We start from the raw sequence: 25,363 nt of genomic DNA, 5'->3' as shown, positions 1-25,363 counted from the left end.
TTACAAATAGTCGGAGCACTTTCTATGTGTGACGGCGTGCCTTTTGTAGAATGAACCGGCGAGTTACGATAGCGTGCGAGGTTAAGTCGAAGAGACGGAGCCGCAGCGAAAGCGAGTCTGAATAGGGCGAAAGTACGTTGTCGTAGACCCGAAACCGTGTGATCTAGCCATGTCCAGGGTGAAGGTAGGGTAACACCTACTGGAGGCCCGAACCCACGCACGTTGAAAAGTGCGGGGATGAGGTGTGGCTAGCGGTGAAATTCCAATCGAACTCGGAGATAGCTGGTTCTCCCCGAAATAGCTTTAGGGCTAGCCTCGGATTTAGAGTCTTGGAGGTAGAGCACTGATTGGACTAGGGGCCCTCATCGGGTTACCGAATTCAGTCAAACTCCGAATGCCAAGTACTTATATCCGGGAGTCAGACGGTGAGTGCTAAGATCCATCGTCAAAAGGGAAACAGCCCAGACCATCAGCTAAGGCCCCCAAGTGTATGTTAAGTGGGAAACGATGTGGAGTTGCCCAGACAACCAGGATGTTGGCTTAGAAGCAGCCACCATTTAAAGAGTGCGTAATAGCTCACTGGTCGAGTGACTCTGCGCGGAAAATGTAACGGGGCTAAACATACCGCCGAAGCTATGGCAGTCCTTATGGACTGGGTAGGGGAGCGTTCCAAGCAGCAGTGAAGCCGTATCGTGAGGAGCGGTGGAGCGCTTGGAAGTGAGAATGCCGGTGTAAGTAGCGAAAAGACAAGTGAGAATCTTGTCCACCGAAAGCCTAAGGTTTCCTGGGGAAGGCTCGTCCTCCCAGGGTTAGTCGGGACCTAAGCTGAGGCCGAAAGGCGTAGGCGATGGACAACTGGTTGATATTCCAGTACCACCTCTGTTCCGTTTGAGCAATGGCGTGACGCAGGAGGATAGGGTGAGCGGCCTATTGGATGGCCGTCTAAGCAGTAAGTGTGGTGTGTAGGCAAATCCGCACACCAGTAAGCACAAGCTGTGATGGCGAGGGAAATATAAGTACCGAAGTCCCTGATTTCACACTGCCAAGAAAAGCGTCTAGCGAGGAACAAGGTGCCCGTACCGCAAACCGACACAGGTAGGCGAGGAGAGAATCCTAAGGTGCGCGGGATAACTCTTGCTAAGGAACTCGGCAAAATGGCCCCGTAACTTCGGGAGAAGGGGCGCCTCGGTAGGGTTTATAGCCCGAGGAGGCCGCAGTGAAAAGGCCCAAGCGACTGTTTAGCAAAAACACAGGTCTCTGCGAAGCCGTAAGGCGAAGTATAGGGGCTGACGCCTGCCCGGTGCTGGAAGGTTAAGGGGATGGGTTAGCGCAAGCGAAGCTTTGAACCGAAGCCCCAGTAAACGGCGGCCGTAACTATAACGGTCCTAAGGTAGCGAAATTCCTTGTCGGGTAAGTTCCGACCCGCACGAAAGGCGTAACGACTTGGGCGCTGTCTCGGCAAGAGACCCGGTGAAATCATAATACCTGTGAAGATGCAGGTTACCCGCGACAAGACGGAAAGACCCCATGGAGCTTTACTGTAGCCTGGTATTGAAACTTTGTGCATCATGTACAGAATAGGTGGGAAGCTGTGAAGCGAGGGCGCCAGCCTTCGTGGAGCTGTCGTTGGGATACCACCCTTGATGTACGGAGTTTCTAACTTGCCGCCCTTATCGGGTGGAAGGACCATGCCAGGTGGGCAGTTTGACTGGGGCGGTCGCCTCCTAAAGAGTAACGGAGGCGCCCAAAGGTTCCCTCAGAATGGTCGGAAATCATTCGTAGAGTGTAAAGGCACAAGGGAGCTTGACTGCGAGACCTACAAGTCGAGCAGGGACGAAAGTCGGGCTTAGTGATCCGGTGGTTCCGCATGGAAGGGCCATCGCTCAACGGATAAAAGCTACCCTGGGGATAACAGGCTTATCTCCCCCAAGAGTCCACATCGACGGGGAGGTTTGGCACCTCGATGTCGGCTCATCGCATCCTGGGGCTGAAGTAGGTCCCAAGGGTTGGGCTGTTCGCCCATTAAAGCGGTACGCGAGCTGGGTTCAGAACGTCGTGAGACAGTTCGGTCCCTATCTGTCGCGGGCGTAGGAAGTTTGAGGAGAGCTGTCCTTAGTACGAGAGGACCGGGATGGACGCACCTCTGGTGCACCAGTTGTCACGCCAGTGGCACAGCTGGGTAGCTATGTGCGGACGGGATAAGCGCTGAAAGCATCTAAGCGTGAAGCCCCCTTCAAGATGAGACTTCCCATAGCGCAAGCTAGTAAGACCCCTCATAGACGATGAGGTTGATAGGTTCGGTGTGGAAGTGCAGTAATGCATGGAGCTGACGAATACTAATCGGTCGAGGACTTATCCACATTGCCTTATGCTAACTTTCATTATCTAGTTTTCAGAGAATAAAGGTAGACGTTCTTTCTTGATTAAGAAAGGACGTTTTTTATTTGTATGAACGCTACTGCTCTTCTGATAAAAAAGATAAACATATGATAATAAAAGTATTTTGAAAATCTGACAAGATACAAAAGTAGAAATGAAACAAATAAATCAAATACTTATTACATTTATGTGAAAAATTGAACAATCATGTTGTTATTCTCAGAAAATTGAGTAAAGTAAATAAAGAAGTGAGAAGAAAAAAGGAGGGAACCTTATGACCAGAAGAATAGCGATAATGGAACGTCCTACAAAGAAAGAAGAGCAAATTGCGTGGCAGAAGCAAGTAATTCGTGAGGAATTGCTCAAGAAACCAACATTACTAAAGAAAAATAACTAAATCAATATATGAAATGCGCTTGTTCCTTATCGAACAAGCGCATTTTTGCCGTATTTGACCAAAAGGTATATATAAAACCAGTTACGTTATATCAGAGGTTCTTTTCCAATGACTAAGTTTCTCCAGTAAACGTTCCTTTACATCCTCGGACAAGGCACCCTTTACACCTATTCCTACTATTGTATGGGGAAATTCTGGGTTTCCCAAGGATTCTACTAAGACGGTATCAAAAGCTTGTAGTAAGCTCTTAAATCCCTCAGGTGTGAATCTCCAGTAATCTGAAGGATAATCATGTATTGGAAAATCAAGAACAGAACTAATAACGCAGACACCATTAGGCTTTAAGATTCGATAGCATTCTTCTATGGCCTTACGAGGATATTCCACATGCTCAAATGTATCTAAGCTGAGTACCGATCCAGCTGTTTCATCAGGTAAATCTATGTCATGTAAATTCAATATTTGATCAACTCCAGGGCCTTCTCTCATATCGCATCCGATATAGGTGTGACCTGGGAAAAAAGGGCGAAGATCTGCAAAGATTTCCTGGAAAGGGACTTGAAAAGAACCAAACTCAAAGATGGGATCCAGGAAAGGGAGTTCCTCTGAACACAGTCGGACAAAATGTTTTATACAAAAACGCATGTATGAACCTCCTTGAAACGCTATTTATTCTTTATCTTATGAAGGATGGTTAGGAGAGTGTCTGCTCAACCAAAATACTTACAATTGTAAAAAAGCTTACCAATATGATTTATTTTTCATCAAATGATATCTGTAGAATATTCTGTTGAGAGGAGGGATGGAATAATGAACCGTTTTTGGGATAAAATTATTAAGCCTATACTGCTAAAAGAACAACCAAAAAACATTGTAGAAATTGGTGCAGACTACGGATTTAATACTGTACGAATATTGGAGTACTGCAAATGGCTTCATGCAAAAGTGTATGTTGTAGATCCGTTACCTAAGTTTGATGTCAATGCTTTTCAAAATTTGTTTGGTGAACATTTAGAAATGGTTCGGTTACTAAGTCACGATGCATTACCGAAGATACCCGAATATGACGTGGTACTGATAGATGGTGATCATAATTGGTATACCGTCTATTTTGAATTAAAAGCAATCGAAGAACGTTCCAAAACAACGGGTACATTTCCGATCATTTTCTTCCATGATGTAGATTGGCCATACGGTAGACGGGATATGTATTATGATCCACAGCAGATCCCTGCCGAATATTTGAAGCCATATGCAGTAAAGGGTATGATTCCTGGACAGTCCGAATTGTCGGATGAAGGGGGAATAAATCACAATTTATATAATGCTGCATACGAAAATGGTCCGAAAAATGGAGTACTTACAGCAATAGAGGATTTTTTACAGGATAGTAGCCTAGAGTTATCCTTTCAAAAAGTAACAAGTCAGAATGGTCTGGGTGTTATGTATGAAAATGATCCCGAAAGAGATAAGTATATCCGTTATGTGATCGCTTCCTCAGGTATGTGACAACCATGTATATACGCCAAAAAAAACCCTGTAAAAAGGGTTCTTTTTTTATTCGATAAGCACATGTAAAATTTGCTAAAAGCATAGAGGTAATCCAATTTTTTGTTTTCCTAATTAGTAGAGGAAGAGTAGTTAAAGTTTTTCCAATCCTCGAAGGAATAATGGTCGAGAAAAATAGATTTTGTCTTATTATACTCCTCAAAATTAATATCGTCTAAGCAGTAATGAAGGACCCAGCTTTCTTCTTGATAAGGCACTACGACCTTATATCCCGCTTTACGAAAAGCAATTGATTGAGAGACATCATAAAAATGGAAATTGTTTATATTCTCATTCCATTCTAAATCATATTGGGTAACCATCATGACCCCATCAATACTAGTGACTTCTTGAAAAGGATAGGGAACGGTTCCAAAGTTGTGATGACCAAAGGAATTAATATAAGCCATTATCTTTCCAAAATGTTTACTGCCCTCCCACCAGACCCCTGTAGGAGGGAGATCATTAGTACCTGCCAGCCCAAACATTCCAACTTCTTTATCCATAAAAATTTTGAGGCAATCAACTAAAAACCTGGTGTTCATAATGTAAGTATCCTGATGTAAGTAGACTTTATATTTAGCTTTACTTTGTCGCATCGCTCTGTTGTAACCTTCCGTCATGCTAACTGCGTCATAAATCGAAATAATTTCCACTGAAAAACCAGGGGGTACCCATAGATGACTAATATGATTTAGACATTCTTTATAGAGGGCATCGTCGTTCACGCAACTGATAAACGCGAAAGAAAGCTGTCTATTCTCCATTGCGTATTTCTCCTTTTTTAACGGAAAAGAATAATTTTCCGATTAATAGCTAACTACATGCTCGAATCATACTGAGCTGATTGGCAGTGTGTTTTTGAACAAAGTATACCTTCTCTTACCATATTCCAAATAAGAATAAATCGACACTGGAAACCCCCCATTCTCTTTTTCTTCCACTTGAACAAAGAACCGTCTTTGCCCAATTTCATACATTAGTAAAGGTGGTAAGTGTTTATAGAAGGAGGAAGGCTTGTGTCACAAGAAAATTCCAAGGAGCTTCCAAAGGTAAGTATTTTGATTCCTACTTATAATAGACCATATTACTTTGAACTGGCATTGCAAAGTGCCTTAGATCAGAGTTATTCCAATTTGGAGATTATTGTTGGTGATGACAGCACGAACGATGAAACCGAGCAGCTGATAAAACCTTATTTGGAGAAGTATCCACAGCTTATTTATTACAAAAATCCGCAAAATTTAGGGCAATTTGAAAATGACTTAAAGCTGTTGGAGCTGGCAAGTGGGGAATACATTAACTTTTTAATGGATGATGATTTATTTCATCCAGATAAAATTAGTAAGATGATGGTCTATTTTCTACAGGATCATCAAGAAGAGATTGCATTGGTAACTTCTAAACGGGCAATTATCAATGAGAATGGTGCCGTTCAACCAGATATCGCGGAAACACAAACAGGCTTCTTACAAGATACAATCTTAGATGGTAATGAATTAATTAATATGTTAGTTGGCTTACAATGGGGGAATTTTATTGGGGAGCCGACGACGGTATTATTTCGGAAAAAATATTTAACAGAACCCTTTGGCAGCTTAGTAAATAGAAAATATACATGCACAGTGGATATGGCCTCCTGGATCGTATTGCTACGAAATAGAAAAGGTGTTTATATGACGGATACATTGAGCTATTTCCGCATGCATCCTGCTCAACAAATCAAGCAACGTGAGATCATCATTGCCGGCTCTATTGATTTAGTACATTTGATTTTACAGGCACCTTCCCTTGGATATTTACAGGAAAAAGATAAGCTGGTCATGGCCTACATTAATACACTTCGTTTTATTCACGGTGCACTCTGCATTACTGATCCGAATGAAGTGTCAGATGATACGTTAGAATTACGTTCTTACCGAGAACAAATCATAGCAAAATTATTTGAAGTCACGAAGATCAAACCACAATGAAATCATTCATGCCTAGGCTTTTGTTACAGGACTGAAGCTGGATTTCTATACTTAATGAGCGGATATTGTCTGTAAGCATACTATAACATATCGTGCGGATATGTAGATCTGTGCTATTCATGATTGACCTGAACGTCAAACCATTTAGGGAGGCCTATACATGAAAGGAATTATTTTAGCCGGCGGAACAGGTTCTAGATTGTATCCCTTAACAAAGGTTACCAATAAACACTTGTTACCGATTGGAAAATATCCGATGATTTATCACCCTATTCATAAGTTAAAAGAGGCAGATATTCATGAGATATTAATTGTCACTAGCCGTGAGCATATGGGAGACGTAGTTAATTTGTTGGGAAGTGGCGTAGATTTTAATATGCAATTCACGTATAAAGTACAAGATGAACCCAAGGGAATTGCACAGGCATTAGGAATGGCGGAAGATTTTGCAAATGGAGAGCTGATTACGGTTATTTTAGGTGATAATGTATTCTCCGATAATATTTCGAACTATGTTACGAGGTATAGAGAACGTGGTACTGGAGCCAATATCTTGATAAAACAAGTTGTTGATCCTGAGCGTTATGGTGTACCAAAGTTGGAGGATGGAAAAATTGTTTCCATCACAGAAAAGCCGTCTCAACCAGACAGTCATTTTGCTGTAACAGGTATATATATGTATGATTGGAAGGTATTTGAAATTATTAAAACTCTACAGCCTTCAGCACGTGGAGAATTAGAGATTACCGATGTGAACAATGCGTATATTGAGCAAAATGAGATGACTTACGATGTACTTCAGGGATGGTGGACAGATGCAGGCACCCACCATTCAATTTTACACGCAAACCAATTAGCGGCCACATTAGAGCTGGATAAGTTAGTAGAAGACTAAGCAGATAGAGGAGGAGATAAAACGTGATTGAGGGCGTGAAAGTAAAAAAGCTAGTAAAGTTCGCTGATGACCGGGGATATTTTATGGAGGTATGGCGTGATGATGACCTATTGTTAGAAAAATTCGGTCAATTATCTGCCTCCTTGACATATCCAGGTGTGATTAAAGCATTCCATTACCATAAAAAGCAGGACGATATATGGTTCTTCCCCGTTGGTAATGCGCAGGTCGTCCTGCATGATCTAAGAGACGATTCACCGACTAAGGGAAAGACAGACGTCTATTATATGGGTGAGAACCACTTAATATCTCTGTTTATTCCGCGTGGAGTGGCGCATGGATATCGGGTGTTAGGGCAACAGCCAGCCGTCATTACTTATGTAACGAACATTTCTTATGATCCCAAAGATCCGGATGAATACCGGATTGCCCATGATGATAAAACAATAAATTTTAATTGGAACACGGTATTTAAATAAGGAGGAAATAGACTATGAAAGTATTGGTGACAGGTGGAGCGGGATTTATTGGGAGCAATTTCATTCATTATCTCCTGCATCAATACCCCCATTATAAAATCATTAATTTAGATTACCTCACATATGCCGGTAATCTAGAGAATTTACAAGACATTGAAGAACATCCTCACTATCGTTTTGTGAGAGGATCTATTTATGACAAGAAATTAGTAGAAAGCATTTTGGCAGGAGAAAAAGCTTTATATTCCGATGATGAAGCTCCGATTGATATTATTATTAACTTCGCAGCAGAATCGCATGTTGATCGTAGTATTTCAGATCCAAGCTACTTTGTGAAAACGAATATAACAGGCACACAAGTGCTCTTGGAATTTGCTAAACGACATAAGATCAAACAGTTCCTTCAAGTATCCACTGATGAGGTATATGGTTCATTAGAAGAGACAGGATTGTTTACAGAGGATTCCCCGCTGGCCCCCAATAGCCCATACTCCGCTTCCAAAGCAGCAGCAGATTTATTAGTCCGTTCCTATCATCAAACGTATGACATGTATACAAATATCACACGTTGTTCTAACAATTATGGACCATATCAATTTCCAGAAAAATTAATACCACTGGCTATTACCAATGCGATTTCTTATGAAAACATTCCCGTATATGGAGATGGACTACACGTTCGCGATTGGTTGCATGTAGAAGATCATTGCCGAGCTATTGATCTTGTTATGCATAGTGGCAAGCCCGGCGAAGTATATAATATTGGCGGCAATAATGAATGGACGAATCTGAGTTTGCTCCAGACATTGCTCCGCGAGTTACATCGTGAAGAGAATTTGCTTCAGTTTGGTAAGGATCGCCCAAAACACGATCGACGCTATGCTATTGATTCCACTAAAATACGAACAGAATTAGGGTGGGAGCCCATTCATACATTTGAAGAGGGTCTTACTAATACGATTCGTTGGTATCAACAAAACGAACAATGGTGGAAGCGAGCTAAAACAGGGGCTTTTCGCGAATATTATAAGCAACAATACGGTCATATCATCCAAGACCATATGCATTAGCGTGTGAAGGAAAAGGGAGGGAGCAGTGTGAAAGTGCTGGTCACTGGGGCACAAGGGCAACTAGGCCGAGACCTGGTTGCATGCTCACAGGGCATGGATCATGTAAAGGGATACAGTCGACAAGAATTAGATATTACACAATTGCATCAGGTAAGAGAGCAAGTGCAAGCTTATCAACCTGATGTTATTATTCATGCAGCAGCTTATACCAATGTGGATCAGGCTGAAAGCGAACCTGATCGAGCTTATGCAGTTAATGCTTGGGGAACACGTAATGTAGCACTTGCTGCTCAAGAAGTAGGTGCCAAAATGATTTATATTAGCTCAGACTATGTATTCTCTGGGCAGGGAAGTGAGCCGTATGTTGAATTTGACCGTCCTGCTCCGAAAAGTATCTACGGAAAAAGTAAGCTAGCTGGAGAAGATTTGACAAGATGCTTATGTCACAAACATTTTATTGTTCGGACTTCCTGGGTATTTGGGAAGTACGGTCATAACTTTGTGAAGACAATGGTAAAGCTTGGACAAAAACAAACAGAAATCTCAGTTGTCTCTGATCAAATTGGATCACCGACCTATACTGTTGATCTTGCATTATTTTTAATGCAAGTAGCTAAAAGCGAGTGTTACGGCACTTACCATGTTTCAAATCAAGGGAGTTGTTCGTGGTACGAATTTGCCGAGACGATATTTGCCGAATATCAGCTTAATGTAAAGGTTATTCCAATAACAACGAAAGATTTTCCTCGACCTGCCCCCCGCCCGGCCTATTCGGTTATGGATCATATGGCCATTCGTTTACATGATTTCCAACTGCTTCGCCATTGGCGAGATGCATTGCATGCGTACCGTCTAGATTGTAACGAAGCAAAGGAGGAGAGTTATGACTCCTAACCTCTCGATTGTGATTTTGACACGTAATGGCTTACCTTTTACTAAAATGTGTGTTGAAAGTATTAAAAAGCATACAAACGATTATGAACTTATCTTTGTTGATAATGGCTCTACTGACGGGACGATTTCATATCTGAATTCTCTTCCCCATGCAGTTGTTATCTCTAATGGTGAAAATCGTGGTTTTGCAGCAGGCAATAATCAAGGATTTCGAAAGGCTCGGGGTAAGTATATTGTTATGCTAAATAATGATACATTGGTCACTCCCAAGTGGAGCCAGTTACTCATTAATTGGCTAAATAAGGATTCGTCACTATGCATGGTTGGCCCCCGGTCCAATAATTTATCAGCAGAACAGCAAATTAGTACAGAAGAAACGGTGGAGATTGCTACTGTTGATTCCTTTGCGATTGATTGGACCAATCGTTATGCCAATCATGGCTTCTATGGACGCAAGTTGATAGGGCATTGCATTTTATTTAGACGGAGTCTTCTTGAGCAAATTGGTGGATTAGATGAACGATTTTATCCAGCAAGCTATGAGGATGATGATTTTTGTCTACGTGCTCGTCTGTATGGGAAAAAGCTATGGGTTGCAAATGATGTATTTATCTATCACTTTGGCCATGCTTCCTTTTTAGTAAATAGAATTACGTATCGAGAATATTCGTGGGATAACGCAAGGCGGTTTATACAAAAATGGCAACTTCCCTTTAGCATCCATCAGTTAGAAACACGGGGGTATGACCCAAATGATATTGTGGAGCGGGTTGGAATATTTGATCCGCAAAGGCATGTCGAGCCTATGTAACAGGAGATTGGGGGGAAGGTATGGCTACGATCAGTTTATGTATGATTGTAAAAAATGAAGAGAAATCTATTGCTCGTTGTCTGCGCTCTGTCAAGGGAGCTGTTGATGAAATCATTATTGTGGATACCGGTTCAACTGACAAAACGATTAAGGAAGCAAAGGCATTCACCAAGAAGATTTTTCACTTCAAATGGGTAAATGATTTTTCTAAAGCACGTAATTTTTCTTTTCAACAAGCTACGATGGATTACATTATGTGGATGGACGCAGATGATGTACTAGAGGAAATTGATCGAAAAAAATTACAGCTGTATAAACATAAGATTGACCCGAATATTGATGTAATAATCATGCCTTATCATACTAGTAAAGATGAATTTGGCAATGTCATTCTTCCTTATTCTCGTGAAAGAATTATAAAGCGAACCCATAAACATTCCTGGGTAGGCATGGTTCATGAATATATTGAGTTTTCCTTTGGCAGAAGCTTTAAGATTGATATTGCTGTTACCCATCGTCCACGTCAGCAAAAAAATCATCAACGAAATTTACAACTATATGAAAATGCGATAGCAGATGGCATTTTGCTAACTCCAAGGGATAAATATTATTATGCCAATGAATTAAAGGATAATGAAAGATATGAAGAGGCAATCGAAATTTATCAGAAATTTGTAAACAAAGAATTACCACGAGTAGAGGAACCAGAGCTGTTAATGGAGCACATATGCTTTTGCTATGAGAGATTACATCTCCCAGAAGAAGAGATCAGATATGCATTAAAAAGCTTGGAATATGGCCTGCCACGAGCTGAGGCATGCTGTCGGCTGGGATATTATTGGTTACAAAAAAATGAACCTAAAAGGGCGCTTTTTTGGTATGATCTCGCTACTACATTAACCAAACCTAAATCGTGGGGGTTTCGTAAAGAAGCGTGTTGGACCTGGCTCCCACATTTGCAATTATGTGTTTGCTACGATCGCTTAGAACAGTTCGAGCAGGCTTACAAGCATAATGAATTGGCACGAGCATACCGACCAGCAGATCCAATTATTCTGGGCAATCGTGCGTATCTAACAAATCGGCTGGAAGAAGAGGGTATTCCCATTCCTTCGTAACCATAAAGAGTGGAAAAACAGCGCTTCTCGGGAAAAAGAGAAATGCGCTGTTTTTTTGAAAAGAAATACTGTTAGTAGCTATTGTCTTCGTTTTGGTGTTTTCCCTGATGTGAATTAACTTCCATATGTCTCAAAGTCGACTTTACTTTATCCGTTTGTGACTGATAGTCAGTGATAACTTCTGTTAGAACGGCTACGGATTCCTTTAATGTAGGCTCATTGCTAATATGATCAATGGCTCTATGGATATGCATCATTTTATTTTCTGTTTCTCGTAAGAATTCCACTAATTCCATGCCATTCATTTTTGTTCACCTCATCATTCTGATTCGGGTTAAGACCGTTTCTTTATCATAAGTGTGTGTTACAGAGCTTTATTGTATGCATGATGAAATCAAGAAAATGAGAAGTTCTATACATAGCAAAAATTTGGTCATATCTACTGTTTCTATCGTCCAAGCAATGCTTTTCTTTTACTCATATCTTAGAGTATCACAGTAGGAGGTGTTTTTATGGGGAAAAAGCATTGTAAGTGTAAACAACGTCATCATCGCCATCATCATGAAAGTCGTTCTGTAGAGCATCATTGGGAAAGTTCTAAATCTAGTAGTAGTTCAGTATGGAGTAACCATGAAAGACCAAAAAAACGTCAACATCGCCATGTCACTGTCATTTTAAATCCAGGGGAAACTTTAGTGGTTCATGCAAGACACGAAAGAAAACATAAGAAGCATTTTTCATAATTTTTGTACTAACAAGGGGCCATTGGCTATAGCCAGTGGCTTTTTGTTTAAAGAATAGATTATCAACCATTTATGTTCCGAAAAAAAATAAGCCGTGCCAAACCTTACATGAGGAAAATAATAATAAATAGAGGAGGCATGGCTATGAGAAAGGAAGGGATAAGCTGGGTACCTGTTCGAAAATATGACCGCCCTTTAGGCCCTGTTTGGCAGGTTAGAAAAGGAAAGAAAGGAAACCAGCAAACTGGTTTCTTTAAATATATGAATAGAAGTACAGTAAAAAAGCTTGGCCCTGTTTTAGCTATGGAATTACTTTCGTATAGGCTTGCACGCAAATTAGGAATTTCAGTAGCTAAAATCGAAGTAGTCACAATTCAAGGGAAAAGGGGCGTAGTTTCTCATAAAAAAAGGAAAGGGCGCCTTTATAGCTGGGAAGAGTTTTATCAGCGAAAAGGACCAAGGGCTATCAACGAATTGCAATCCCCAGAAAGATTGATAGAGCTATTCATCTTTGATATTTGGATTGTCAATGTAGATCGTCATAATGAGAACATCATAATATTCCCTACTCAAAAAGCATATGATTTTTATGCTATTGATCATAGTATGTCCCTGTTGGGGACCTTTACTTTTCGAAAAATCCCATGGTATTCCAAACAGTGGGAACATGTAGCTCTATATAATCATCACTACTTACAGGGTCTTACCCACTTTATCAGAGAATATAATCAGGTAAAGCCATTTATTCAAAAGATTCAACAGCTATCACCTGTGGTTATAAAACAAACAGTAAGGCGAATTCCCCTTTCTTTATTAAGTAAAAGGCAAAAACAGCAGGTGGAACGAGTTCTATTGAATCGACAAAAAAAATTACATTACTTGGTACAACTCTGGTTATTGGAATATAAGGGACAGTTATAAGCATAAGAAAAGGAAGGTACCTCGGTTTATACCAGCCAACAGGCAGGAGGAGGTAGCCAGAAATATGATGTACTCAGGGGAGGACAGCTCTCATCTCATTTGGACTGGGGCCGTAATTGCCATTTTCACCTATTTAGTGGGAGGCATTGATAAGCTTTTTACGGCATTTTGCATTTTTATCGTTGTCGATTATATAACAGGAGTACTTGCTGCTTGGTATACGAGGTCGCTTAGTAGTCAGGAAGGGTTTCGAGGAATTGCCAAAAAGGTTGGCATGTTTGCCTTTATCATTATAGCGAATCAATTGGATTTAATCAGCGGGAGTAGTCAAGGATTCTTACGAGATACAATCATTTTATTTATGATTGGGAATGAAGGGATTTCCATAATAGAAAACTGTCATCGGTTAGGTTTGCCTGTACCGGATTTTTTATTGCGAGCGCTGGAAAGTGTAAAGAAGATAAAAAGAAAATGATTAATTTTATGGTTACAGGGTACTTTGTCCATGCACAAAGTACCTTGCCTCGTTCATACATAAAAGAAAGAGACTGGAGATATATATTTTCTTACGAGTGTTTTACAAAAATAGACAGTTTTTTTAAGAAAGAAAGCGTATAATACAGCGTACTGGGAGGAGGAGTGACAGATGAAATTTACCTGCATTTATTGCTGTAGTATATTTCATGATAAACAAAGGTGCCCGATATGTGGCAGTTCAGAGGTAAAGCCAATTATTGTAGAGGTGCAAAATGCTACTGAAACTATTGTGATTCCAGCAAAAAGAGATTTTCTTTAGCACAAATTTGAAACCTGCAGTCACTGTGAGACGTAATACTTGTTAAGACAAGAGATCTAACAGCTTAAGGAGGACAACATGCTAATAACCACAACACACACTGTTCAGGGTAGAGATGTCGAGGAGTATCTTGATATTGTAACGGGCGAAGCAATTATGGCTGCCAACATTGTTCGAGATTTCATGGCAGGAGTCCGAGATATTATTGGCGGCCGAAGCGGTGCCTATGAGAACAAGCTAGCAGAAGGAAGAGATATTGCCATTAGCGAGATGAAAGAGAAGGCTACTCAAATAGGCGCTAATGCAATTATTGGTATTCATTTAGATTATGAAACGATCGGTAACGGTATGTTGATGGTTGTTGCCTCTGGCACAGCCGTTCGAATTCGTTAATTTTTTATTGAAAATCATTGGATTCAGATACCCGAAGAAAGGCCTCTCTTTGCTAACGTGAAGAGGGCTTTTTTATATGGAAATAAAATTGAGGAAAATCAGTCATTGCAAAACGAGCCCAGATCACTACAATTAAGTTATTATACAACACGTACATAACGGAGCTGATTACAATTCAACCCATTCATAAGAACAAGTCATTTCTTTTATTAATGTCAGGAGAAATCGTTGCTGGAATAACTATGTGGGTATGTCTGTTACTAAATCTACAGTTTATGTCACAGATTATGAAAACCAATTTAGGAACCGGCCTGTTACTCATGACAGGGATGCTTGCTAGCATTCTATTTTTACCAACAGTAGGGAAAATGATTGATCTGTACGATAAGCAAAAGATTTTGATTGCCTCTTCCTGTATCAGATGTTTGGCCCCTGTTTTTATGTATTTTGCTATTAGTTACACTTCTATTGGCTGGCTAGTTGCTTCGTTAATTGTAAATCAAGTAGCTGGTTCCATGTATTTACCAACAGTACGGGCAGGCTTACCAGCTTTGGTTGGAGAGGCTAATCTTCTGTCTGCAAACACACTTTATATGAACATTGCTACCATGGCTAGAATTGCGGGTACAGCTGTTGGGGGCTTGCTACTAACATTGTTTACGATGCAGACGGTTACTATGGGGGCGTTTATCGGTTTTCTGATGCTAGTAATCATTGTATTGTTTGTTCGAATTCCGCAATCGCATCATAAACGCAAACAAACAGGTGAAAAACTGAAATTCACAGAAGTTTTTGAAATAATGAAAAAAGAGCCATCGGTAACCGTTGGGCTGATTAGCACTGGGGTAGTGACACTCTTCTTAGGCGGATTTAATCTATTGGTCTTGGCTTTTGGTAAATTGCAGGATTCCTCGACGATTATGGGATATATCTATGCGGTAGAAGGTTCAAGTGTACTTCTTGCAGGAGTTTTCGTACAAAAATTGGTAAGTCAAGTAAACTTAGTAAGGATATCATCCTTGCTCGTAGTGGTCATTGGAATTGCAGAATGGGGAATGTCATTTAGTACAAGTTCAGTCATGGTTTTACTTTCATTTGGATTGCTTGGTTTTACATTAGGCTTTATATTCCCGATGGTAACTACCGTGTTTCAAAAAAGGTTACCAGAAATGGTACAGGGACGTTTTTTTAGTTTTAAAGAAATTGTGGACCGTATTATTATTCAGGTGGCTATGCTTATTACGTCTGCAAGTTTGGATTTTATTGGGTTATCTTCCTTTCTTATACTAATGAGTATCTTCACGGTATGTACGGGGCTTCTTACATACCTATACGGAAAAAGACAAAACCTAGTGGTAACACATCTTGGGGGAAAGAATGAATCGATACAAAGATAAATACATTTCATGCAAAAATTTACTCTAATCATTATTGACAAGTTGCGAAAATGTTACTATGATTTTTAAAGGGGTAAAATACGATAAGATAACTGGGGGTTTAACAAATGAAGAAAGCTTGGTACTCTACTGCACTTGTTTCTATTTTAGCGCTCTCTCTATTTGTAGCTGGTTGTGGGTCATCTAATCAGGGAGCCACAGGCGAGCAAGGGGGAAACACAACAGCGAAAAACTCCTTGGAAGCGATCAAAACAGCCGGGAAGATTCGCATTGGTACGGAAGGTACCTACGCACCTTTCACCTTCCATGATTCTACAGGACAGCTGACTGGCTTTGATGTGGAAATCGCTCGTGAAGTTGCAAAACGTCTTGGGGTAGAACCTGAATTTATTGAAAGCAAATGGGACGGGATGATTGCAGGACTTGAAGCAAATCGTTTTGAAATGGTTGTAAACGAGGTGGGCATTCGAGCGGATCGTAAAGAAAAGTTTGATTTCTCCGATCCGTATATCGTGTCAAAAGCGGTGCTAATTGTTAATGAAGATAATAATGAAATCAAGACTTTTGCAGATTTAAAAGGAAAAAAATCAGCACAGACATTAACAAGTAATTTAACAGACCTAGCCCGAGATAATGGAGCTGAAATTGTACAATCAGAAGGATTTAACCAAGCTATTGAACTTTTATTATCCAAACGAGTGGATGCAACAGTTAACGACGGTTTATCTTTCCTCGACTTTAAAAAACAAAAGCCTGATGTGAAAATTAAAATTGCAGCTGAGCATCCTAATGCTACTGAAAATGGGATTATGTTTGCAAAAGGCAAACATCCTGAACTAATTGAAGCAGTAAATAAGGCTCTGCAAGAGATGAAAGCTGATGGTACTTATTTGAAAATATCCGAGAAATATTTTGGTGCAGACGTCTCCAAATAATACAGATAGGACTGAATGGAAGTGGAACAATCTGATCGTATTATCGGTATTATCGTGGATTCATTTTTCCCGCTGTTAAAGGCGGGAATTTTGTTCACGATACCTCTTACGTTACTTTCTTTTATCATAGGATTAATACTTGCCTTTTTTACAGCGATTGCTCGTTTATCCACGAATAAATTGTTGTATGGAATTTCCAGCTTTTATGTATGGGTTGTTCGAGGTACCCCATTGTTAGTGCAATTATTTATTATTTTCTATGGGTTACCTAAGCTAGGCATTACAATTGATCCATTTCCTGCTGCCATTATTGGTTTTTCCTTGAGTGTGGGAGCGTATAACTCCGAAGTTATCCGTGCAGCTATCCAATCGGTGCCTAAGGGGCAGTGGGAAGCGGCATATACAATTGGGATGACCAGAAATCAGGCAAGACGTCGAATTATTCTTCCACAAGCTCTTCGTGTAGCGATACCTCCGCTTGGAAATTCGTTTATCAGTTTAGTGAAAGATACCTCTCTAGCCGCTACCATTACGGTGACAGAGATGTTTCAGATATCGCAACAGATTACTGCGATGACATACGAGCCCTTGGTACTATACTGCGAGGTTGCGGTCATCTATCTGTTTTTCAGTACGATATTGTCAGCATTGCAAAGCCGTGTGGAACATCGTCTGGAACGCCGTATGGCTAGGTAGGAGGAGAGAACCAGCATGATTGAGATAAAAGGACTTCATAAAAGCTTTCAACAAATTGAAGTATTAAAGGACATATCTGTAACTATTAATAAAGGGGAAACCGTCGTCATCATAGGTCCCTCAGGTTCTGGAAAAACTACACTGCTTAGATGCATGAATCTTTTGGAAATACCTACAAGAGGAAGCATGCAAATAGGAGACCAACGTCTAGACTTTATTCCTACTACTAAAATGAAGGAAAAGGAGTTGCTTCCTGTTCGTAAGCAGTCAGGAATGGTTTTTCAGAGTTATAATCTTTTTCCACACATGACAGCGTTAGAAAATGTGATGGAAGGACAGGTTATCGTTAAAAAACGTTCTAAGGAAGAAGCGAAGGCGAGAGCGGAGGAAATGCTTACAAAAGTGGGCCTCTTTGATCGGATGAACATGTATCCTCATCAGCTATCTGGAGGACAGCAGCAGCGGGTAGGTATTGCCCGTGCGATGGCATTAGATCCGGAAGTGTTACTGTTTGATGAACCAACTTCTGCGCTAGACCCAGAATTGGTTGGTGAGGTATTGAAGGTCATGAAACAGTTGGCAGAAGAAGGTATGACAATGGTGATCGTGACACACGAAATGAATTTTGCGCGAGATGTAGCCGATCGCATTATTTTCATGGATGGTGGTGTCATTTTGGAGCAAGGAACTCCTGAAGAAATCTTCGAGCATTCGAAAAACGAACGAACTCACCAATTTTTACGTCGTATACAAGCTTAAATGAAAGAGCACTGGAGCTAATCCAGTGTTTTTTTTGCTTTCTTTTACCAATAATAAGCTCAGATCAGAATGTAGGTATAGCGTTATTTTTTACGTAAAAAAATTGGTAAAAAAAAGATGAAAACGTTTTGGCAACTGAGTACGTCTAATAAATAAGTAAACAGGAAAGCCTAAAAGACGAGGCCAAGGAATGAGACAACTTTAATAAATAGCACTTATTTTTTATGTAAAGAATACATAGCGAGTAACTTAGTAAAAACGACGTGTCTCTTCTTCAATAATGATAGGAAATTTGCGGAAGCAGGTGGATAGTATGAACATCTCTAAATGGACAAAAACAGGTATTGTCGCAGTACTTTGTCTGCCATTAATACATGTAGCGGGTTCACAAAATTTTTTACTGGCAGCCGAGAAACCAGCATTTGTAGCTCAGGTGTCCAAAGAGACAACAGGGGCTACAGTACCAGGAGCACAAACGATAACAAGCCCCTCTGGTGTAAAAGAAACTGTTTCAGCTGATGATAGACAAGAGGTTCGCCTATATTCCATTCAGGATCAAGATAAACATGGTTTTATTGATGCAACTGGAAAGGTAGTGATCGCTCCTCAATTTGAAGTGGTTGGTGAATTTCATGAGGGGCTTGCCGTTGCTAAGAAGGATGGGAAATACGGATTTATCAACCAACAGGGCTCATTTGTTATCCCAGCTCAATATGACGAAGCAGATTCATTCTCAGAAGGAGTAGCTGCTGTTAAAACAGGGGCTCATTTTGGTTTTATCAGCAAAGATAATAAGATGGTGATTCCAGCAAAGTTCCAATTTGCTCGTAGCTTTCAAAATGGTCTAGCTGCCATTGGTGAAAATCATAAATATGGTTTTATTAATAAGCATGGGCAAATCGTGATTCAACCAGAATATGAGATTGTCTGGGGCTTTCAAGAAGGCACTACTGTAGCGTATAAGGATGGAAAAGCAGGTTATCTTGACCAAACAGGAAAAGTCATTATTCCCTTTACCTATCAAATTGCTAATCCATTTCAAGAGGGGCTAGCCTTAGTATATGAAGGTGAAGAAAAAGGATATAGTCTCATCAATAAGCAAGGCCAGGAAGTTGTGAAACCAGATGGGTTTGAACCTGGAAGCTTTTCAGAAGGAGTAGCCGACGTGATGGTAGCTGTGGACGGAGATTATAAAGCTAGCTATATTAACAAAAAAGGGGAGTTTTTACTTCCACCTACCTATGAACGTACATTACCTTTTTCAGAAGGACTCGCTTCCGTCAAGGTGAATGGCAAATATGGTTTTATTAATAAGCAAGGTAAAATGGTCATTAAACCTCAGTTTGAATCAGGCGGTGTATTTCACAATGGCTTAGCTTATGAGGTGACCCATGACGAACAAGGATATAGCTTTTGTTATGTAAATAAACAAGGTGAAATCGTTTGGAAAAGTTCAGTTATGAAGGAGTTTCCAGGGGATTTGGAATAGCTGTGTCGAAGCTCTCGCGAATTAGTAGCGAGAGCTTTTATTGTGAATAAAAATATGTCTAAAATGTGTCTAAAGTCATTTGAATGTTCTGTCAAATAAAGTATAATATTGGTAATGATTTGGAAAGGGGAAATAAAACCATGGAAATCGGCATTGCTATGTATCCGATCATAGGTTTCATAGTCTTCTCTTTCATCTTGTTCTACTACTTGTATAAAGGTCTTATGAAGGATACAACAAAGCACGATGAGGAGCATGTATGGGTTGAATACGATACTAGCTTTATGAAGGAGACTCCTCACTCACAGAAGAAAAAAGCGTAATCAGCAAATGTAAACACAAAAATGGATAAAGCACTCCTTAAAGGGGGTGCTTTTTTACTTCTGTAATTTTTAAATTTGCTGAATTGTATGTTATAAATAAATGGAAAGGATTCGAATTAGGTAGTTTCTTAAAAAGGAGAGCGTTCATGCGTAAACCATATCTGATTGGACTTGTGCTTCTAGCTGTTTGGTTTGTTTGGTTCCTCTATGGATTAAGGTTTTACCGAGGAGAACAATTTAGTTCCTTATTTTTATTAGTTGCTTTTGGAACTGGAGTTTTTCCCATCTATTTTAGTTTTGTTCATTTATTAATTGGTAAACGTTCTAAGCAATGGATCAGTTGGGTTGGGATTGTTGCTACAGCGTTTGTGATCGTACCCGTTTCCCTTTTTCTTTTATACCGATTTGCTTAAAAAATCCATTTGTACAAAGCGGTTGTCAGGTAAGGGTTTATCTGATAAAGTGAAGTGAAAATTACATAAGAATAATCCAAAATAGAGGTGCGCAGCGGATGAGTCATCCTGTTTGCTTTACATCGCCGGGACGATGAGAACAGGATAAAAGGTCAATGCGCCGAAGTCGTTGCTGACCGGCAATCTACGGCTGGGGTGTACGTGAATAACGTACGTCTTGTCATGAAAGGTGTGCCTTTCGTGGAGCGCTATTTATGAGTTGCCATGGTAAAACCAGCAATGAGTAGGCGAATCCGCTCATTGCTTTTTTGCTTATCAAGGGGTTATTCTTTTTCCAAACAGTAATTTTGCAAAAGCTATTACATAAACCAAATTGGTAGGAGGAAACAATCGATGAACATGATGGATGCCCACGAAATTATCAGCTTTATTCAAAAGAGCGAGAAGAAGACGCCTGTGAAGGTACATGTAAAGGGTAATTTAGAAGGAATTGATTTTGGTAAAAATACAAAAACCTTTATTACAGGCAATGTAGGTGTGTTGTTTGGCGAATGGAAGGACGTACAGCCTGTACTTGAAGCAAATAAGGACAGTATTGAAGACTATGTAGTAGAGAGCGATCGTCGTAATTCTGCAATCCCGATGCTAGATACAAAAGAAATTCAGGCACGTATTGAGCCGGGCGCTGTCATTCGTGATCAGGTACACATTGGAAATAATGCGGTTATTATGATGGGCGCCGTGATCAATATCGGTGCTTCTATCGGAGAAGGTACTATGATCGATATGGGTGTTATTATTGGCGGACGCGGAACGGTTGGTAATAACTGCCACATAGGAGCGGGAGCTGTCATAGCGGGCGTCATCGAGCCACCTTCTGCGACTCCTGTCATCATTGAAGATGATGTATTGGTTGGAGCAAATGCTGTTATTTTAGAAGGTGTACGTATTGGCCAAGGTTCAGTGGTTGCTGCGGGAGCTGTCGTTACACAGGATGTTCCTGCGAACGTAGTAGTGGCGGGTACACCGGCAAGAATCATTAAAGAGATTGATGCAAAAACCAAGTCCAAAACGGAGATTATGCAAGAACTTCGTCAGCTATAAATATGTAAGAAACCGTAAGGCATATATCATATCAGCTAGTAATTGATTGAGCTGAATAAAGGGGCGTCTTCCCATGACGGATTGGCTACAAAAAGATGAAACCTATTTGATGTCCACCTACAAACGATTGCCGATTGCAATTGAAAAGGGAGAAGGCAATTATTTACTTGATACAGAGGGAAAAGCGTATCTTGATTTGTTTACTGGTCTGGCTGTCTCTGTTCTAGGCCACTCTCATCCCAAAATTGTAGAAGCTCTTGTAGAACAGGGAGAAAAATTCTTGCATATCTCCAACATTTTTTTGAACAAGCCAGCCATCACATTGGCAGAGCAGTTAGTTAAGCATACAATTCCAGGAAAAGTATTTTTTAGTAACTCAGGGGCTGAAGCAACAGAAGCGGCGATTAAGCTTGTCCATAAATGGGCTAAAATGACCGGAAGAGAGAACGCTGGGGTTGTTGTGCTAAAAAATAGTTTCCACGGTAGAACGCTTGGAGCTGTCAAACTAACAAGACAAGCCCATGTTTACCAGGATTACCCTCTGCCAACCTTTCCTGTATATGAGGTAGCTCCTGGTGATATAGAAGGGTTGCAAGAGATTATCACTACGTATTCACCTGTTTGCTTGTTAATGGAGCCTGTTCTCGGATCAGGTGGAGTCATACCGCTTTCTGAGCATTTTTTGGAAGCAGCTTTTGCTCTGTGTAAAGAACGTGACGTGCTATATGCCATGGATGAAATTCAAACAGGCATGGGGCGAACTGGGAAACTATTTGCCTACCAGCATACGTCAGTACAACCTGACCTCATCTTATTTGCCAAAGGTGTAGGCGGTGGATTACCGCTTGGTGGGGTGATCGCTGGAGAAAAACTGGCGAATCTTTTCAAGCCGGGAGATCATGGAACAACGTTTGCCCCATCTCCATTGAGTGCAGCATTGGGCAATGCGGTTATGGGAGCATTGTTGAAAGATGGATTACTTGACGAAGGTAAAAAGCAAGCTGATTATTTGTGGGATCGCATAGCCCATTTAGTTGATGAATATCCACAGCTCCTATCTGACATTAGAGGTAAAGGTATGATGCTTGGTATCCAGACGAAGCTTACTCCAGAAGAGGTCAGCCAAGTTCAAAAAGGGATGCTAGAAGCGGGCTTTTTAATTGATGTTACGCAGAAAACGATTATTCGCCTGTTACCTCCGCTCACCCTAACCAGCGAGGAAATTGATCAATTTATGGTTTGTTTCCGTGAAGTCTTGGAGCAAACGGCCCACGTGAAGGGAGAGATTATGTAAATGTCATCTCCCTTTGTAGCTATTCGTCGTGAGCTACACAAAATCCCAGAACCTGGATTTTCTGAGGTTAAAACGCAGCAGTTTTTGCTTTCGTTTATTGCTCAATTACCCCAGGAGCATATTGAAGTGACGACTTGGAAAACGGGTGTGCTGGTTAAAGTGAATGGGACATCTCCAGAGCGGATGCTAGCTTGGCGTGCTGACATGGATGGACTACCGATTGAAGAGGATACCAGCTATGATTTTCGCTCGGAACATCCAGGATATATGCATGCATGCGGACATGATATCCACATGGCAATTGGGCTTGGTATTCTGAGTGAGTTTGCCAAAAGTCCTGCTGTAGATGATCTATTGTTTGTTTTTCAACCTGCAGAAGAGGGGCCGGGCGGTGCGGAACCGATGCTAGCAAGCCCTGAATTTCGTCGCTATCAACCCGAGGCTATCTTTGCTCTGCATATCGCACCAGAATATCCTGTTGGAACCATTGCAATGAAAGAAGGGGTTTTCTTTGCCAACACTTCAGAATTATTTATTGAGGTGAAGGGGAAGGGGGGGCATGCAGCTTATCCGCATCTTGCCAATGATATGGTAGTTGTAGCGGCCCATCTTGTGACCCAGTTACAAACGATTGTTGCACGCAATGTGAATCCACTAGATGCCGGAGTAATTACGGTAGGTAAAATAGAGGGCGGTACAAAGCAGAATATTATTGCTGAGGTAGCTCGATTAGAAGGAACGATTCGCACACTGTCTCAGGATTCTATGCATAAGATTAAACAGCGGATCGAATCGCTTGTTCAAGGGATAGAGATAGGCTTTGATTGTGAAGCGACAATTGATTACGGTGCCATGTACTGTCAGGTATACAATGATCCAAGGCTTTCAAAACGATTTATGACCTGGTTGGAACAGCAGGATGATGTTACGCTGGTTCAGTGCTCGGAAGCGATGACTGGAGAGGATTTCGGATACTTTTTGGCTGATATCCCAGGCTTTTTATTTTGGCTTGGCGTAGATACTCTCTATGGATTACATCATGCTAAGCTGGAGCCAAACGAACAGGCCATCGGGAATGCAATCGAAATCGTTACCCGTTTCTTTCGCCAATATGCAAACGTTATGTCAAATGAAAACAACTAAAAAGTAACGAAAGACGGCCTGTGGGTCGTCTTTTGTTATATGCAAAAATAAGCCTTGGTTATCCACAATCTAATCTAAGTTATAGAAGGGAAAAGTAAGCCTTTCGATCAGAATGGGCATCAGATCACTATTATCCACTTGTGAATAAACGTTGAGAACATATTGTGGATACTGTGGATGAAGGTAAAAAAGTTCTTTTTTAACCACAACTATTTAAGGTATGGTGCGTCTAAGATATAGAGAAAACAAAAAGGAACAAATATCCTTTTGATGTGAAAGCATACAAGTACAGCTTCGGCTTTCTATATATTATGATTGATGGAGGAATTTAGATGAAAAAGAAATGGATAGCAGGCTTTGCAACTATCATCGTTGTAGCTACAGCAACGACTGCATGGGGAGATACAAGCATACGTACATATTTCAATGGTGAGCGCAATACCAAAATAGAAATTACGGCTTCAACACTTGATGCGACACAAGAATTAATTAATAGCCTTGGTGGCTTTGCTACTTATGATAGAGAGACAGGCAAATTGTTCATCGATAAGCCGAACGTGAATATTATGGTGTTAGAAGGAGTTCAGCAAAATAAAAACAATGATATCGTGCTGACTAATCCGGTAACAGGTTTTCTGGAAAAGAACATTCCACGTAACTTCGGAGTGTATGTAGAAGTAGATAATGTCGTTGATGCTAAAGATATGAGTGTTAAAGTAAATATTATCGGTCCAGATGGCAATGTGGTGGATAGCAGCAAGGAGAAATCCTACTCTGTTCGCGATGGTGGATTCTTTTTCTCCCAACCCTTTGTATCCACAAAGTTAAAAAAGAACGGTACGTATAAAGTACAATTGACAATGAAAAAAGAAAAAGATGCAAACATGATCGTTGTAGGAGAAAATTCCTTTACAGTAGGGAAATAAAATGCTCTTCCACCGTTTTCAAAATTAGCTACCTGATGATATAATAGTTAGAAGTAATTTCTATTATGTAATGTAAGAAAGGAAAGATGAAAGCGAATGAAGACAAAAGCCACGCGGTCATCAACAGATACAGACGGCCCGAGTATACGTATTGCATGGAAAGACTCCCAATCCATTTTAGCCTCTTGGCTTGTGACGGAGGAATACCAACAAGAGATTGAGCAAGAATTTTCCATTCCATTCCATGAGTTACCGTTAGTTCTGCGTCTGTATGATGTAACGTACCGGATTGAAATTAAAAATGACGGGCTAGACAGCTACACAGATTATGACATTAACTACCGAGCAAGCAATTGGATTCTCTACGGAGTAATGGAAGGGTGCAAATATTGTGTCGATCTCGGCATACGTATGGTAGACGGAAGATTCTATTCGCTAACCAGATCCGAAATACTTTCGTAACACCT

At 40.6% G+C, this 25,363-nt stretch carries 28 protein-coding genes, 1 rRNA gene and 1 riboswitch (1 of these 30 running past the window's edge); of the genes, 26 read left to right on the top strand and 3 right to left on the bottom strand.

What is annotated here, in order from left to right:
- Together BrL25_RS03375 and BrL25_RS26200 are read left to right on the top strand one after the other, a co-directional pair.
- Window positions 1-2,360 (top strand): 23S ribosomal RNA (locus BrL25_RS03375) (it extends 569 nt beyond the left edge of the window).
- A gap of 293 nt (window positions 2,361-2,653) precedes the next feature.
- Window positions 2,654-2,776, top strand: coding sequence for a hypothetical protein (locus BrL25_RS26200; protein WP_018673402.1), 123 nt, complete (start codon window positions 2,654-2,656; stop codon window positions 2,774-2,776).
- A gap of 81 nt (window positions 2,777-2,857) precedes the next feature.
- On the opposite strand, the gene BrL25_RS03370 is transcribed toward BrL25_RS26200, so the two are convergent.
- Complete coding sequence (locus tag BrL25_RS03370; protein WP_018673401.1) at window positions 2,858-3,421, bottom strand: methyltransferase domain-containing protein; 564 nt, start codon at window positions 3,419-3,421, stop codon at window positions 2,858-2,860.
- Between the two features lie 165 nt (window positions 3,422-3,586).
- On the opposite strand from BrL25_RS03370, the gene BrL25_RS03365 reads away from it, so the two are divergent.
- Window positions 3,587-4,285 (top strand): class I SAM-dependent methyltransferase, encoded by a 699-nt coding sequence (locus BrL25_RS03365; protein WP_018673400.1) that lies wholly within the window; start codon window positions 3,587-3,589, stop codon window positions 4,283-4,285.
- A gap of 110 nt (window positions 4,286-4,395) precedes the next feature.
- Here the strand turns inward: BrL25_RS03365 and BrL25_RS03360 are convergent, their stop codons facing one another.
- On the bottom strand, window positions 4,396-5,091 hold the full coding sequence (locus BrL25_RS03360; protein WP_018673399.1) for a glycosyltransferase family protein: 696 nt from the start codon (window positions 5,089-5,091) through the stop codon (window positions 4,396-4,398).
- A gap of 252 nt (window positions 5,092-5,343) precedes the next feature.
- Here BrL25_RS03360 and BrL25_RS03355 point away from each other — a divergent pair, with 252 nt between their 5' ends.
- From BrL25_RS03355 to BrL25_RS03325, 7 genes are all read left to right on the top strand, one after another.
- A complete protein-coding gene (locus BrL25_RS03355; protein ID WP_018673398.1) occupies window positions 5,344-6,297 on the top strand; it encodes a glycosyltransferase family 2 protein in 954 nt (317 codons plus the stop codon).
- A 160-nt stretch (window positions 6,298-6,457) separates the two neighbouring features.
- Window positions 6,458-7,192, top strand: coding sequence for a sugar phosphate nucleotidyltransferase (locus tag BrL25_RS03350; RefSeq protein WP_018673397.1), 735 nt, complete (start codon window positions 6,458-6,460; stop codon window positions 7,190-7,192).
- Between the two features lie 23 nt (window positions 7,193-7,215).
- Window positions 7,216-7,671, top strand: a complete 456-nt coding sequence (locus tag BrL25_RS03345) for a dTDP-4-dehydrorhamnose 3,5-epimerase family protein (protein WP_018673396.1) — start codon at window positions 7,216-7,218, stop codon at window positions 7,669-7,671.
- A 14-nt stretch (window positions 7,672-7,685) separates the two neighbouring features.
- Entirely contained in the window at window positions 7,686-8,741 is a 1,056-nt protein-coding gene (gene rfbB, locus BrL25_RS03340; RefSeq protein WP_018673395.1) for a dTDP-glucose 4,6-dehydratase, read from the top strand.
- A 27-nt stretch (window positions 8,742-8,768) separates the two neighbouring features.
- Window positions 8,769-9,635 (top strand): dTDP-4-dehydrorhamnose reductase, encoded by an 867-nt coding sequence (gene rfbD, locus BrL25_RS03335; RefSeq protein ID WP_018673394.1) that lies wholly within the window; start codon window positions 8,769-8,771, stop codon window positions 9,633-9,635.
- A complete protein-coding gene (locus tag BrL25_RS03330) occupies window positions 9,625-10,446 on the top strand; it encodes a glycosyltransferase family 2 protein (protein ID WP_018673393.1) in 822 nt (273 codons plus the stop codon). The genes rfbD and BrL25_RS03330 overlap by 11 nt, the downstream gene beginning before the upstream one ends.
- A gap of 20 nt (window positions 10,447-10,466) precedes the next feature.
- Complete coding sequence (locus BrL25_RS03325) at window positions 10,467-11,564, top strand: tetratricopeptide repeat-containing glycosyltransferase family 2 protein (protein ID WP_018673392.1); 1,098 nt, start codon at window positions 10,467-10,469, stop codon at window positions 11,562-11,564.
- A gap of 71 nt (window positions 11,565-11,635) precedes the next feature.
- On the opposite strand, the gene BrL25_RS03320 is transcribed toward BrL25_RS03325, so the two are convergent.
- Window positions 11,636-11,869 carry a hypothetical protein gene (locus BrL25_RS03320; RefSeq protein WP_018673391.1) on the bottom strand — a complete coding sequence of 78 codons (234 nt, stop codon included), beginning with the start codon at window positions 11,867-11,869 and terminating at the stop codon, window positions 11,636-11,638.
- Window positions 11,870-12,076: 207 nt separating this feature from the next.
- Here BrL25_RS03320 and BrL25_RS03315 point away from each other — a divergent pair, with 207 nt between their 5' ends.
- The 16 genes from BrL25_RS03315 (at window position 12,077) to BrL25_RS03240 (ending at window position 25,358) form a co-directional block, all read left to right on the top strand.
- A complete protein-coding gene (locus BrL25_RS03315) occupies window positions 12,077-12,307 on the top strand; it encodes a hypothetical protein (RefSeq protein ID WP_018673390.1) in 231 nt (76 codons plus the stop codon).
- A 144-nt stretch (window positions 12,308-12,451) separates the two neighbouring features.
- Complete coding sequence (locus BrL25_RS03310) at window positions 12,452-13,228, top strand: HipA family kinase (protein WP_018673389.1); 777 nt, start codon at window positions 12,452-12,454, stop codon at window positions 13,226-13,228.
- Window positions 13,229-13,292: 64 nt separating this feature from the next.
- Window positions 13,293-13,703 carry a phage holin family protein gene (locus BrL25_RS03305; protein WP_018673388.1) on the top strand — a complete coding sequence of 137 codons (411 nt, stop codon included), beginning with the start codon at window positions 13,293-13,295 and terminating at the stop codon, window positions 13,701-13,703.
- 399 nt (window positions 13,704-14,102) lie between these two features.
- On the top strand, window positions 14,103-14,417 hold the full coding sequence (locus tag BrL25_RS03300; protein WP_018673386.1) for a YbjQ family protein: 315 nt from the start codon (window positions 14,103-14,105) through the stop codon (window positions 14,415-14,417).
- A gap of 242 nt (window positions 14,418-14,659) precedes the next feature.
- Window positions 14,660-15,814: an MFS transporter gene (locus BrL25_RS03295; protein WP_018673385.1), complete on the top strand. Its 1,155-nt coding sequence runs from the start codon at window positions 14,660-14,662 to the stop codon at window positions 15,812-15,814.
- A 107-nt stretch (window positions 15,815-15,921) separates the two neighbouring features.
- A complete protein-coding gene (locus BrL25_RS03290) occupies window positions 15,922-16,749 on the top strand; it encodes an amino acid ABC transporter substrate-binding protein (protein WP_018673384.1) in 828 nt (275 codons plus the stop codon).
- A 15-nt stretch (window positions 16,750-16,764) separates the two neighbouring features.
- Entirely contained in the window at window positions 16,765-17,445 is a 681-nt protein-coding gene (locus tag BrL25_RS03285; protein WP_018673383.1) for an amino acid ABC transporter permease, read from the top strand.
- A 15-nt stretch (window positions 17,446-17,460) separates the two neighbouring features.
- Window positions 17,461-18,204: an amino acid ABC transporter ATP-binding protein gene (locus tag BrL25_RS03280; RefSeq protein WP_018673382.1), complete on the top strand. Its 744-nt coding sequence runs from the start codon at window positions 17,461-17,463 to the stop codon at window positions 18,202-18,204.
- Between the two features lie 313 nt (window positions 18,205-18,517).
- Entirely contained in the window at window positions 18,518-19,693 is a 1,176-nt protein-coding gene (locus BrL25_RS03275; protein ID WP_018673381.1) for a WG repeat-containing protein, read from the top strand.
- 140 nt (window positions 19,694-19,833) lie between these two features.
- A complete protein-coding gene (locus BrL25_RS03270; protein ID WP_018673380.1) occupies window positions 19,834-20,016 on the top strand; it encodes a hypothetical protein in 183 nt (60 codons plus the stop codon).
- A 146-nt stretch (window positions 20,017-20,162) separates the two neighbouring features.
- On the top strand, window positions 20,163-20,429 hold the full coding sequence (locus BrL25_RS03265; RefSeq protein ID WP_018673379.1) for a hypothetical protein: 267 nt from the start codon (window positions 20,163-20,165) through the stop codon (window positions 20,427-20,429).
- A 74-nt stretch (window positions 20,430-20,503) separates the two neighbouring features.
- Window positions 20,504-20,688, top strand: a riboswitch (Lysine riboswitch).
- Between the two features lie 134 nt (window positions 20,689-20,822).
- Entirely contained in the window at window positions 20,823-21,533 is a 711-nt protein-coding gene (gene dapD / locus BrL25_RS03260) for a 2,3,4,5-tetrahydropyridine-2,6-dicarboxylate N-acetyltransferase (RefSeq protein WP_018673378.1), read from the top strand.
- Window positions 21,534-21,606: 73 nt separating this feature from the next.
- Window positions 21,607-22,827, top strand: a complete 1,221-nt coding sequence (locus tag BrL25_RS03255; RefSeq protein ID WP_018673377.1) for an aspartate aminotransferase family protein — start codon at window positions 21,607-21,609, stop codon at window positions 22,825-22,827.
- On the top strand, window positions 22,828-23,970 hold the full coding sequence (locus BrL25_RS03250) for an N-acetyldiaminopimelate deacetylase (RefSeq protein WP_018673376.1): 1,143 nt from the start codon (window positions 22,828-22,830) through the stop codon (window positions 23,968-23,970).
- Between the two features lie 332 nt (window positions 23,971-24,302).
- Complete coding sequence (locus tag BrL25_RS03245; protein ID WP_018673375.1) at window positions 24,303-24,896, top strand: hypothetical protein; 594 nt, start codon at window positions 24,303-24,305, stop codon at window positions 24,894-24,896.
- Window positions 24,897-24,992: 96 nt separating this feature from the next.
- Window positions 24,993-25,358 (top strand): DUF4912 domain-containing protein, encoded by a 366-nt coding sequence (locus tag BrL25_RS03240; protein WP_018673374.1) that lies wholly within the window; start codon window positions 24,993-24,995, stop codon window positions 25,356-25,358.
- The last annotated feature ends 5 nt before the right edge of the window (window positions 25,359-25,363 follow it).

The sequence above is a fragment of the Brevibacillus laterosporus DSM 25 genome (assembly GCF_002706795.1).
In the GTDB taxonomy this organism is placed as follows: domain Bacteria; phylum Bacillota; class Bacilli; order Brevibacillales; family Brevibacillaceae; genus Brevibacillus_B; species Brevibacillus_B laterosporus.
Note: the sequence above shows the minus strand (reverse complement) of the source record. Positions and strands in the feature narration are given on the sequence as shown.

Excerpts from the sequence above, each read along its gene's own strand:
- BrL25_RS03310 (WP_018673389.1), top strand. The coding sequence starts at position 12,452 with ATGAGAAAGGAAGGGATAAGCTGGGTACCTGTTCGAAAATATGACCGC.
- BrL25_RS03305 (WP_018673388.1), top strand. The coding sequence starts at position 13,293 with ATGATGTACTCAGGGGAGGACAGCTCTCATCTCATTTGGACTGGGGCC.
- dapD (WP_018673378.1), top strand. The coding sequence starts at position 20,823 with ATGAACATGATGGATGCCCACGAAATTATCAGCTTTATTCAAAAGAGC.
- BrL25_RS03320 (WP_018673391.1), bottom strand. The coding sequence starts at position 11,869 with ATGAATGGCATGGAATTAGTGGAATTCTTACGAGAAACAGAAAATAAA.
- BrL25_RS03270 (WP_018673380.1), top strand. The coding sequence starts at position 19,834 with ATGGAAATCGGCATTGCTATGTATCCGATCATAGGTTTCATAGTCTTC.
- rfbB (WP_018673395.1), top strand. The coding sequence starts at position 7,686 with ATGAAAGTATTGGTGACAGGTGGAGCGGGATTTATTGGGAGCAATTTC.
- BrL25_RS03365 (WP_018673400.1), top strand. The coding sequence starts at position 3,587 with ATGAACCGTTTTTGGGATAAAATTATTAAGCCTATACTGCTAAAAGAA.
- BrL25_RS03350 (WP_018673397.1), top strand. The coding sequence starts at position 6,458 with ATGAAAGGAATTATTTTAGCCGGCGGAACAGGTTCTAGATTGTATCCC.
- BrL25_RS03290 (WP_018673384.1), top strand. The coding sequence starts at position 15,922 with ATGAAGAAAGCTTGGTACTCTACTGCACTTGTTTCTATTTTAGCGCTC.
- BrL25_RS03255 (WP_018673377.1), top strand. The coding sequence starts at position 21,607 with ATGACGGATTGGCTACAAAAAGATGAAACCTATTTGATGTCCACCTAC.
- BrL25_RS03370 (WP_018673401.1), bottom strand. The coding sequence starts at position 3,421 with ATGCGTTTTTGTATAAAACATTTTGTCCGACTGTGTTCAGAGGAACTC.
- BrL25_RS03245 (WP_018673375.1), top strand. The coding sequence starts at position 24,303 with ATGAAAAAGAAATGGATAGCAGGCTTTGCAACTATCATCGTTGTAGCT.
- BrL25_RS03330 (WP_018673393.1), top strand. The coding sequence starts at position 9,625 with ATGACTCCTAACCTCTCGATTGTGATTTTGACACGTAATGGCTTACCT.
- BrL25_RS03325 (WP_018673392.1), top strand. The coding sequence starts at position 10,467 with ATGGCTACGATCAGTTTATGTATGATTGTAAAAAATGAAGAGAAATCT.
- BrL25_RS03265 (WP_018673379.1), top strand. The coding sequence starts at position 20,163 with ATGCGTAAACCATATCTGATTGGACTTGTGCTTCTAGCTGTTTGGTTT.
- BrL25_RS03275 (WP_018673381.1), top strand. The coding sequence starts at position 18,518 with ATGAACATCTCTAAATGGACAAAAACAGGTATTGTCGCAGTACTTTGT.
- BrL25_RS03250 (WP_018673376.1), top strand. The coding sequence starts at position 22,828 with ATGTCATCTCCCTTTGTAGCTATTCGTCGTGAGCTACACAAAATCCCA.
- BrL25_RS03285 (WP_018673383.1), top strand. The coding sequence starts at position 16,765 with ATGGAAGTGGAACAATCTGATCGTATTATCGGTATTATCGTGGATTCA.
- BrL25_RS26200 (WP_018673402.1), top strand. The coding sequence starts at position 2,654 with ATGACCAGAAGAATAGCGATAATGGAACGTCCTACAAAGAAAGAAGAG.
- BrL25_RS03280 (WP_018673382.1), top strand. The coding sequence starts at position 17,461 with ATGATTGAGATAAAAGGACTTCATAAAAGCTTTCAACAAATTGAAGTA.
- BrL25_RS03315 (WP_018673390.1), top strand. The coding sequence starts at position 12,077 with ATGGGGAAAAAGCATTGTAAGTGTAAACAACGTCATCATCGCCATCAT.
- BrL25_RS03360 (WP_018673399.1), bottom strand. The coding sequence starts at position 5,091 with ATGGAGAATAGACAGCTTTCTTTCGCGTTTATCAGTTGCGTGAACGAC.
- BrL25_RS03300 (WP_018673386.1), top strand. The coding sequence starts at position 14,103 with ATGCTAATAACCACAACACACACTGTTCAGGGTAGAGATGTCGAGGAG.
- BrL25_RS03240 (WP_018673374.1), top strand. The coding sequence starts at position 24,993 with ATGAAGACAAAAGCCACGCGGTCATCAACAGATACAGACGGCCCGAGT.
- BrL25_RS03295 (WP_018673385.1), top strand. The coding sequence starts at position 14,660 with ATGTGGGTATGTCTGTTACTAAATCTACAGTTTATGTCACAGATTATG.